Source organism: Nocardioides sp. (genome assembly GCF_047607365.1).
Lineage (GTDB): Bacteria > Actinomycetota > Actinomycetes > Propionibacteriales > Nocardioidaceae > Nocardioides.
Map to the genome: position 1 here is coordinate 25453 of NZ_JASGDD010000199.1, position 9481 is coordinate 34933.

General features: G+C 70.4%; 11 protein-coding genes and 1 riboswitch. Of the genes, 1 reads left to right on the forward strand and 10 read right to left on the reverse strand.

Annotation, left to right across the window (positions count from 1 at the left end; genetic code table 11):
* Window positions 1-6: 6 nt before the first annotated feature.
* The 8 genes from QM572_RS15405 to QM572_RS15440 form a co-directional block, all read right to left on the reverse strand.
* The gene (locus QM572_RS15405; protein WP_415094652.1) at window positions 7-837 is read right to left on the reverse strand and encodes an SGNH/GDSL hydrolase family protein; all 831 of its coding nucleotides are present in this window, start codon (window positions 835-837) and stop codon (window positions 7-9) included.
* A gap of 334 nt (window positions 838-1171) precedes the next feature.
* Window positions 1172-1570 (reverse strand): hypothetical protein, encoded by a 399-nt coding sequence (locus QM572_RS15410; protein ID WP_415094654.1) that lies wholly within the window; start codon window positions 1568-1570, stop codon window positions 1172-1174.
* Between the two features lie 7 nt (window positions 1571-1577).
* Window positions 1578-1787: an antitoxin VbhA family protein gene (locus tag QM572_RS15415; RefSeq protein ID WP_415094656.1), complete on the reverse strand. Its 210-nt coding sequence runs from the start codon at window positions 1785-1787 to the stop codon at window positions 1578-1580.
* 189 nt (window positions 1788-1976) lie between these two features.
* Complete coding sequence (gene thrC / locus QM572_RS15420) at window positions 1977-3227, reverse strand: threonine synthase (protein ID WP_415094658.1); 1251 nt, start codon at window positions 3225-3227, stop codon at window positions 1977-1979.
* Between the two features lie 11 nt (window positions 3228-3238).
* A riboswitch (SAM riboswitch) is annotated at window positions 3239-3369 on the reverse strand.
* A gap of 15 nt (window positions 3370-3384) precedes the next feature.
* Window positions 3385-4236 (reverse strand): trehalose-phosphatase, encoded by an 852-nt coding sequence (gene otsB / locus QM572_RS15425; protein WP_415094660.1) that lies wholly within the window; start codon window positions 4234-4236, stop codon window positions 3385-3387.
* A 118-nt stretch (window positions 4237-4354) separates the two neighbouring features.
* Window positions 4355-6547, reverse strand: a complete 2193-nt coding sequence (locus tag QM572_RS15430) for an acyltransferase family protein (RefSeq protein ID WP_415094662.1) — start codon at window positions 6545-6547, stop codon at window positions 4355-4357.
* Window positions 6548-6552: 5 nt separating this feature from the next.
* On the reverse strand, window positions 6553-7062 hold the full coding sequence (locus tag QM572_RS15435; RefSeq protein ID WP_415094664.1) for a LytR C-terminal domain-containing protein: 510 nt from the start codon (window positions 7060-7062) through the stop codon (window positions 6553-6555).
* Between the two features lie 5 nt (window positions 7063-7067).
* Entirely contained in the window at window positions 7068-7358 is a 291-nt protein-coding gene (locus QM572_RS15440; RefSeq protein WP_415094666.1) for a DUF3263 domain-containing protein, read from the reverse strand.
* Window positions 7359-7473: 115 nt separating this feature from the next.
* Here QM572_RS15440 and QM572_RS15445 point away from each other — a divergent pair, with 115 nt between their 5' ends.
* Window positions 7474-8877 (forward strand): alpha,alpha-trehalose-phosphate synthase (UDP-forming), encoded by a 1404-nt coding sequence (locus QM572_RS15445; protein WP_415094668.1) that lies wholly within the window; start codon window positions 7474-7476, stop codon window positions 8875-8877.
* A gap of 47 nt (window positions 8878-8924) precedes the next feature.
* Here QM572_RS15445 and QM572_RS15450 read toward each other — a convergent pair whose 3' ends face one another.
* Window positions 8925-9113 carry a hypothetical protein gene (locus tag QM572_RS15450; protein WP_415094670.1) on the reverse strand — a complete coding sequence of 63 codons (189 nt, stop codon included), beginning with the start codon at window positions 9111-9113 and terminating at the stop codon, window positions 8925-8927.
* A 151-nt stretch (window positions 9114-9264) separates the two neighbouring features.
* Window positions 9265-9481 (reverse strand): hypothetical protein (locus QM572_RS15455; protein ID WP_415094672.1); only part of this gene is annotated, 217 nt, incomplete at its 5' end.

Below are 9481 nucleotides of genomic sequence, written 5' to 3' on the forward strand. Positions count from 1 at the left end.
CCCGCCCTACGCCCCCGCCGGGACACGAAGGGCGTCGACCACCGACGGGACGAGCGCCTCCGCCGTACGCCGATAGCCCAGCTCGCTCGGATGGAACTGGTCGATCGCGAAGTGATCCTCCGGGTTCGTCACGAAGAACGGCCCGACGGCCTCGGCCAGGGAGACGACGTGGGCCCCCGCGTCCAGCGCCGCCTCGCGCTGGGCCACGGCCAGCTGCCGCGAGGCTCGCCCGGCGAGGCTGCGGAGGGGGTCGGGCAGCGGCCGGATCGCGCCGAGATCGGGGCAGGTGCCCACGACGACCGTCGCGCCCCGCGCCCGCAGCGAGCCGATGACCTCGCGCAGGCCCGCGATCGAGTCGGCGAGGGGGACGCGATGCGTCACGTCGTTGCCGCCGACGATCACGACGGCGACGTCGGGCCGGTAGTCCTCCTCGAGCTGGGTGAGCTGCTGCTCGGGGATCATCCAGGTCTCGGCGCCCACCTTCGCCACCGTGCGCAGGCGGACGGGCCGGTGGAGGGCGTCCCCGAGACCCTTCGCGAGCCGGGCCCCGAGGGTGCCCTTCGGGCGGGTGGCTCCGAGCCCGGCGGCCACCGAGTCGCCCACGAGGAGCAGGTCGAGCGGCTCGACCCCCGGGGCGGCGTGGCGGCGGCGGTAGACCTTGTCCGCATCCGGTGCGATGTCGCCCAGCGGGGTGCCGATGACGGCACGCGCGTGAGCGGCCTGACGCTTGAGCAGCTGGACGAATCCAGCCGCTCCCAGGACGCCGACACCACCGATCACGGCGGCGCCCGCACCTACTCCGGTGAGGACCCTGACGGTTCCGGCATGACGCTGCATGCCTCGTTCTTACCCACCGCGTGTGAACTCAACGTAACTCCCGCCGACGGGAGATTGCCGCCAGATCACAGACCGTCCCCGCGAGCGACCCCGCAGACCCAGGCACCACGCAGACCCAGGAGCAAACGTGATTGACGCGCGCGGCTCCCAGGAGCCGGCAGGAAGCCGGCCTTGGAGCGAAGCGGATGTCGGTGTGGCTACGTGACCACGCCGACCACGACCTCGGCGTCCTGAGGTCACCCGGGGGGTGGTTTCCACGCAGGACTCTCCCGAGACGCCCTCCCATGTGTGGCGGTCGGCTCCGCTGCGTCGCCGGCCTCGCTCACGCAGGCCGTCAGCGCCTCGCGCAGCGGCCCGGGGCCGACCTCGAAGGCTTCGGCCCGGCCTGGGCGAAGACGTGCGGAGCCATCGTCTCGATCAGCTCGGGCTTCATGAACTCATGCCCCGGCTCGTTCGGGTCGCTGCCAGGCCGCACGAGCTCGGTCACCCGCAGCTGGCCGGCCCACTCGTAGACGTCACCAAAGACGTGCGCATGGATCGCCTGCAGGTGCTCGAGGTCGAACGTCTGGGGGACGCTGATCTTCCCGTCGACGAGCTCGAGGCTGCGCAGGTAGGTGCGGCGTCGCTCGGCGTCCGCCAGGGCGATGGGATCGCGGAGGTCGAGCTTGTTCCTCAGGCACTCATCGATCTGGCCGGGCCAGAAGTAGTCGCCCCAGTTCTCGAAGGTGGCCACCTCGGGTTTAGCCGTTGACGCGCTCCAGCTCGGCGACCGCCTCGTCGAACGTCAGCTGGTCCAGGAGGAAGCGAGCACCGACCTCACGGGCGGCGTCGGTGATCGGCATGCCCTCCATCGCGAAGGAAGCGACCAGGCTGTCCAGGCGAGCCGTCTGGGCAGGGGTGAGCTGCTCGACGGCGGGTGTGATGGTGTGGATGTCGGAGTGGATCGTCATGGTGCTCTCCTCGCTCTCGGTTCCTAGTCTACGGCTGCTTCTGGCGACTGCCGAGCGACTCCGGAGACACAGGCACCACGCAGACCCAGGAGCAAACGTGATTGACGCGCGCGGCTCCAAGGAGCCGGCAGGAAGCCGGCCTTGGAGCGAAGCGGCCGGCGACTGCCGAGCGACGCCGGAGACGCGCCGTCAGATCACGTTTGCGGCCTCGAAGGCGTCGTAGTTGGGGGCAATGGTGGCAGCAGGGCCGACCTGGTCCGCGATGGCGTCGAGGGTCTTGAGACCGTGGCCGGTGTTGATGATGACCGTCTCGAGCGACGGGTCGAGCTGACCGGTCTCGACGAGCTTGCGGGTCACGGCGACGGTGGTGCCGCCGGCGGTCTCGGTGAAGATGCCCTCGGTCCGGGCGAGCGTCACGATGCTGGCGCGGATCTCGTCGTCGCTGACCTCCTCGACCCCGCCGCCGGTGGAGCGGGCGATGTCGAGGACGTAGATGCCGTCGGCGGGGTTGCCGATCGCGAGCGACTTGGCGATGGTGTCGGGCTTGACCGGGCGGATCGCGTCCACGCCGGCCTTATACGCCGTCGCGACGGGGTTGCAGCCGGTGGCCTGCGCGCCGAAGATCTTGTAGTCCTTGGCCTCGACGAGGCCGAGCTTGATCAGCTCCTGGAACGACTTGTGCACCTTGGTCAGCTGCGACCCGCTCGCCACCGGGATGACGATCTGGTCCGGCAGGTGCCAGCCGAGCTGCTCGGCGATCTCGTAGCCGAGCGTCTTGGAGCCCTCGGCGTAGAAGGGACGCACGTTGACGTTGACGAACGCCCAGCCCTCCTCCTCCGCGGCGATCTCCTGGGCGAGCTTGTTGACGTCGTCGTAGTTGCCCTCGACGGCGATCAGGCGGTCGGTGAAGATCGCCGAGTTGACCTGCTTGGGCTGCTCGAGGTTGCTCGGGATGAAGACCGCGGTCGGGATGCCCGCGCGGGCCCCGGCGGCGGCCACCGCGTTGGCGAGGTTGCCCGTCGAGGGGCAGGCGAAGACCTTGGAGCCGAGCTCGACGGCGGCCGAGAGGGCGCACGCGACGACGCGGTCCTTGAAGGAGTTCGTCGGGTTGGTCGAGTCGTCCTTCACCCAGAGCTTGGCGATGCCCAGCTCGACGCCGAGGTTCTTCGCCTCGACCAGGCGGGTGAAGCCGGGCTCGGTGTTGGGGCTCTGCTCGATGTCGGCGGGGACGGGCAGGAGCGCCTTGTAGCGCCAGATGTTCGCCGGGCCGGCCGCGATCTCCTCGCGGGTGATCGCGGGGAAGTCGTAGGCCACCTCGAGCGGGCCGAAGCACTCCGGACAGGCGTAGAAGGGGCCGAGCTCGATCTCGTTGCCGCACTCCCGACAGGAGAGCGCGGTCGCGTTGCCGAAGGCACCGTCGCGGACCGTTGCACTGCTCATGAGAAACCTCCTCCTCATCTTCCCCGGAGCGACCATCGCCCCGGGCCGGATTTAGCACCTGCTCCGGCACCCCTAGGGAGGAGAACGCCGGTCGGTTGCCGGGACTTCACTGGGCCGTTCCCTCAGTCCCTCTCGATGAGCAGGGACACTGTATCCCTCAGGAGAGGTCGGCCGCCAACCGGTTGAGCAGGGCGAGTACGCCGGCGGGGCCGGTGACCGCGACATCGGCCATCGCGACGAGCGGCGACTCGCCATCGTCGTCGCCCGCACTCTCGGGCTCGGAGCAGACCAGCAGGGTGGGCAGGCCCTCGGCGGCCCACGCGGCGACGGTCTCGAATGCCTCGACGTCGCCGAGGTCGTCGCCGGCGAAGACGACGCCGGAGGCGGGCATGGAGGTGATCAGGCGGTCGACGACGAGGCCCTTGTCCATGCTCCCGTCGCGCACCTCGACGACCAGCTTCCCCGGCTCGACCTCGAGGTCGTGGGACTCGGCCGCCTCGGTGAGCAGGGGCAGCAGCCGGGCGAAGACGGCCTCGGCGTCCGGCAGCCGCCGGGTGTGGACCGCGACGGCGAGGCCCTTGTCCTCCACGAACGCCTCGGCGGCGCCGGCCTGGCGCAGCAGCTTCGGCAGCTCGCGCTCGAAGGAGGCCAGGCCGTGCGGCGGGCGGGGACTGCGGATGACACGGTGGCTCGCGTCCCAGCGCTCGGCGCCGTACTGCCCGAAGACGCGCAGCTCGGTGCCGACCTCGGCCATCCGGTCGGCGACCTCCTCGAGGCCGCCGAGGTCGAGCACCTGCCGGGCGGGGCGGCCGGTCACGACCGCGATCACGCCGACCCGCTGCGCGAGCGCGATCAGCACGTCGGCGGCGTCCGGGTGGATCCGGGCGTGGGCGGGGTCGTCGACGATGGGCGCCAGCGTGCCGTCGAAGTCGAGGGCGACGAGGAGCTTGTCGCCGACGCCGAGGAGGGCGGCGTACCGCTTCTCACCCTCGTCGGACAACCATCGCATGGCCAGCAGGGTTCCACACGCGGAGCCCCAGCCGGAAAGCGACGGCGTCAGGTGCGGTGAACATCACCCGGCGCCTGCGCCAACGATGACCGAACTGACGACCGAGCTGACGACGGAGCTAGAGGGCGCCGATCCGGTTGGCGAGGTCGTCGGTGATCTCGCGGACCCACGACGCGGTGAGGTGGTCGTCGTCGTAGTAGGTCCACGTGCCGCCGACGGCCGGCGGGCACTCGTCGTCGGCGCAGACGAGCGGGACGGTGTCGACGAAGGTGGCGCCCGTGCCCTCCAGCGCGGCCTCGGTGAGCGGGTTGCTCGTCACGCCCGACCCGGTGGCCGGCGCGGTGCAGGAGGACATCGTCGCGCCGGGGGTGGTGGCGCAGGCCTCGAGCGAGGTCTCGCGGGTGGGCACGTCGCCGAGTACGACGACTCGGGAGGTCGCCGGCGAGATGGCGCCGATCAGCTTCCGAACCCCGGCGGTCCAGGTCTCGTCCATCGTCCTGCCGCGCGCCGGGGAGGTCTCGTTGAGTCCGCGGTAGGCGACGACCACGGCATCGGGACGGAGCGCCTGGACCTGCTTGACCGCCCAGAGCCGGAAGGCGGCGCAGGTCGGCGAGGGGGCGCCGCCGATGGTCTGCGGCACGAAGAAGGGAGCGCAGCCGAGCTTCACCAGCGGGACGACGCGGAAGTGCTGCGCCTTGCCGATCGCGTCGAGCGCGGGCAGCCACATCCCTGCGTGCGAGTCGCCCTGGACGACCACGAGCCTGGCCGCCGTGGTGTCGCCGTAGACGCAGGACTCGACGGTGCTGGCCGCATTGGCGGCGTAGCAGGGGTAGTCGGTGCGCCAGAAGTCCGCGTGCTGGACGCCGGTGTCGAAGACGGGGAGCGGCTTGCCGTCCTTCGCCGCCGCGACCTCCGCGGCGATCGTCTCCTCGAGGGTCGGGGGCGTCGTCTCCGCCGACGCGTTCGCGGCCTGGTCGGCCGTGCCGTCGTGCGCCCTCTCCCAGGCGGCCGCCTCGCGATTGCGCTCGTCGAGCTGGCGGGTGGACCAGACGCCCGCGCCGATCACCATGGCGACGACGAGGGCGAGGCTGATCGGCCACAGCGCGAGCGCGCCTCGACGGCGCAGGCCCGGCACCCTCCCGCGCTGGAAGGGAAGCTCCAGGACCAGCCAGGACAGCACGGACAGGCCGAGGATGACGCCGACCTCGGCGAGACGGGTCTGGGTCGTGGTCCAGCCTGCGGTCCACTCGGTCGCCCGGCCGGAGTCGAGCAGGCCGGGTAGCAGCTGCAGCACGGGCCAGTGCCAGAGGTAGACCGAGAAGGAGATGGCGCCGAGCGCCCGCAGCGGCCACATCCGCAGCAGCTGGGCCACCGGCCCGCTCGGGGCCGCGAGGAGCGCCATGGTCGCGAGCACCGGGAGCCCCGCCTGCCAGCCGGGGAAGGGCGTGTCGGCGGTCATCGTGGCGACACAGGCAGCCAGCCCGGCGGCTCCGGCGAGCCCGAGCACCCACTGCAGCCAGCGTGGAAAGCGGGGGGCCAGCACCGCCAGGCACGCGCCACCGCCTAGCTCGAAGCCGCGCGCGAGCGTGTTGAAGTACGCCGTCTCCGGGTCGATCGGCGTCACGTGGAGCGACCACGCCAGCGACGAGGCGGTCACCGTGGCGAGGATCGCCAGCATCAGCCACTTGTGGGTGCGGAAGCGCACGAGGACGACCAGCAGCAGCGGCCAGACGACGTAGAACTGCTCCTCGACCGCCAGCGACCAGTAGTGCTGGAAGAGCGAGGGGCCGACCGACGCGGAGGCGGCGAAGTAGTCGGTGCCCTGCATCGCGAGGTGCACGTTGGCGAGGAAGCCGGAGGCCCACAGCGCGTCGACGCCGGCCTGCTTCGTGCGGGCCAGCGAGTCGGCGTACGCGCAGGCGGCGAGAGTGGCGAGGAGGACCAGTGTCGCGGCCGGGAGGACGCGGCGGGCGCGGCGTGCCCAGAAGCCGACGAGCGAGATCCGGCCGGTCGCGCGGGCCTCGTGGAGGACGAGTCCGGTGATGAGGAAGCCGGAGATGACGAAGAAGACGTCGACGCCGAGGAAGCCGCCGCCGAGGCCGGGCAGCCCCATGTGGTCGGCGACGACGAGGGCGACGGCGAGGGCGCGCAGGCCCTGGATGTCGCCGCGCTTGCGGCGCCTGGGGGGAGGCGGAGCCGCCTCCTCGAGCTCCCCGAGCTCCTCGGCCTGCTCGGCCGGCGCCTCCGTCAGGGCAGGCTCGACGGCCTCGTCGACAGCCGAGGTGGTCTCTGCTGGAACGAGGGCCGTCATCGGGTTCAGCTCAGCGGTCCCGTGAGGATGACGGTGAGCCGCGAGGAGGACATCGGCTTCTCGGCCAGCGCGATGCGCTTGATGCCGAGGTCGAGGGCGAGCTGCTTGGCGGCCGCCTTGTACTTCTTCGGGTAGTAGACGGTCGTCTTGGGGATCGAGCCGTACCAGTTGTCGGCGCCCACGAGGTGCCAGCCCGCCTTGGTGACCTTCTCCCCCACCGACGCGGCGAGACCCTTGGTCGAGGTGTTGTTGAAGACGACGACGTCGTACTTCTTCCGCTTGATCGGCTTGGCCGTGGGCGTCGCGCTCGCCGTGGCCGAGGCGTCAGCGCCGGCATTGGCGTCGGCAGCGCCGCTGGGGGTCGCGGAGATGCTCGTCGTGGGCACCTCGACGGTCTTGTCGGCGTCGTCGCCGCGGGTGACGAAGAACGCCACCGCGGCCATCGCCACGGCGACGATGCTCAGCAGCACCACAGGGGACGGGAGGACGACCCCCCGCTGGACCCGGGCAGCCATGAGGGTCAGATCTCGAAGCCGAGCCGGCGTGCCGAGCGCTGCCGCTGGCGGGCGGCGCGCAGCCGGCGCAGGCGGCGGACCAGGAGCGGGTCGGCCTCGAGCGCCTCCGGGCGGTCGATCAGCGCGTTGAGCACCTGGTAGTAGCGCGTGCCGGACATGTCGAACTTCTCGCGCACGGCCGCCTCCTTGGCACCGGCGAACTTCCACCACTGGCGCTCGAAGTCGAGGATCTCGCGGTCGCGGTCGCTGAGCTCACTCGTCACCACGGGCTCGTGGCGGGCAGGCGTCGCAGACATGCGTCCACTGTAGAGGAGCGAATCACAGACGTGTAGTTCGACCCGCCCGGGTGGGGCGAATGGGACGGAAGTGACCGAACCCGCTCCGGTTGCCCCTCACCGATAGGGTCGAGGCATGGCAGCCGAGCTGGTGGTGGTGGCGAACCGGCTCCCCGTGGACCGGGTCGAGCTCCCCGACGGCGAGTCCACGTGGCGGACCTCTCCCGGCGGCCTGGTGAGCGCGATCGAGCCCGTGCTGCGCGCGAACGACGGGATCTGGCTGGGGTGGCCCGGCGGCACGGACACCGAGCTCGAGCCGTTCGAGATCGACGGCCTCAACCTCGTCCCGCTGTCGATGTCCCAGGCCGAGATCGAGGGGCACTACGAGGGCATGTCGAACGGCACGCTGTGGCCGCTCTACCACGACCTCGTCGCCAAGCCGGCGTTCCACCGCGACTGGTGGAACGCCTACCAGAAGGTCAACCGGCGCTTCGCGGAGAAGGTCGCCGAGCTGGCCGCCGAGGGCGCCACGGTATGGGTCCACGACTACCAGCTGCAGCTCGTCCCGGCGATGCTGCGCGAGCTGCGGCCCGACCTCAAGATCGGGTTCTACCTCCACATCCCGTTCCCGCCGGCCGAGCTCTTCCAGCAGCTGCCCTGGCGGCGGCAGATCCTCGAGGGCCTGCTCGGCGCCGACCTGGTCGGCTTCCAGCTGCCCGAGGCCGCCGCGAACTTCCGCCGCCTGGTGAACCACCGCGTCGGCCATCCCACGATGGGCCAGGACGTGATCCTCCCCGACGGGCGGAAGGTGCGGGCGGCGGCGTACCCGATCTCGATCGACACCCAGGGCTACGAGACGCTCGCCCGGACGCCCGCGGTCGAGGAGCGGGCCAAGGAGCTGCGCGAGGCGCTCGGCAACCCGCGCAAGGTGTTCCTGGGAGTGGACCGGCTCGACTACACCAAGGGCATCTACGCCCGGCTGAAGGCGTTCGGCGAGCTGATGGAGGACGGCCACTTCGACGTCGAGGACGCCGTCTTCGTGCAGGTCGCGGTGCCCTCACGGGAGGCCGTCGAGGAGTACATCGCGCTGCGCGACGAGGTCGAGATGCTCGTCGGCCGGCTCAACGGCGACCTCGGCAAGATCGGCCAGCCCGCGATCCACTACCTGCACTCCTCCCAGCCACGTGAGGAGATGGCCGCTCTCTACCGGATGGCGGACATCATGGTCGTCACCCCGTATCGCGACGGGATGAACCTCGTCGCGAAGGAGTACGTCGCCACCCGGGTCGACGACGACGGTGCCCTGGTTCTGTCGGAGTTCGCCGGCGCTGCGGAGGAGCTGCGCCAGGCGTGGCTGATCAACCCCTACGACCTCAACGGCATGAAGGCCGCCCTGGTCGAGGCCTACCACGCGGACGAGGCCGAGCTCCGCCGCCGGATGAGGGCCATGCGCGCCACCATCACCCGCCACGACGTCCAGGCGTGGGCGAAGTCCTTCATGACCGACCTCGCCGGCCCGGAGCTTCCCACCGGGCTGTGATCGCCCGCGCGGCACCGAGCACCGACGGCGGCGCCGCAGGGAGCACCTCAATGTCGGTACATCGTCTTCTTCGGCAGCAGTGAGCGCGGGATCCGCAGGGAATCCACTTCAAACGGAGGCTGCCCCCTGCAGAGCAGCGAGAAGACCAGCTCGTCACCTTCGATGCCCCAAGCGTGTGCTGCGACCTTCAGGGTGCTTCCGCCACGCAACTTCACGAGCCAGATGTCGGGCTCCATCACAAGCTCGTATCGACGATCCATCAATCCACCCCCAAGTAGAACTTAGCCTTCTTGCTCGCGGAAGCAACTCCAGGGTCAGCAGCAAGCTTCTTCTGAAGACCCTTCGGCATACCTTTCCATACGCCTTGGTCAAAGTCATAGAGACACTTCACAGGCTTTCCCTTGGTGTTTTGATAATAAAATTGTCCGGGCCGACCCTCTGGATCCGGATTCTCGATATCAAGACGGAACTAACGACGGGGCTGCTGTCGAGTTGGTTGACTCCTGAGCAGGCCGATCTTCGGGTCGGTTTGGAAGGATGCCGATCATGGCGAGGAAGTCCTACACCGACGAGTTCCGCCGCGATGTCGTCGCGGTCGCTCGGA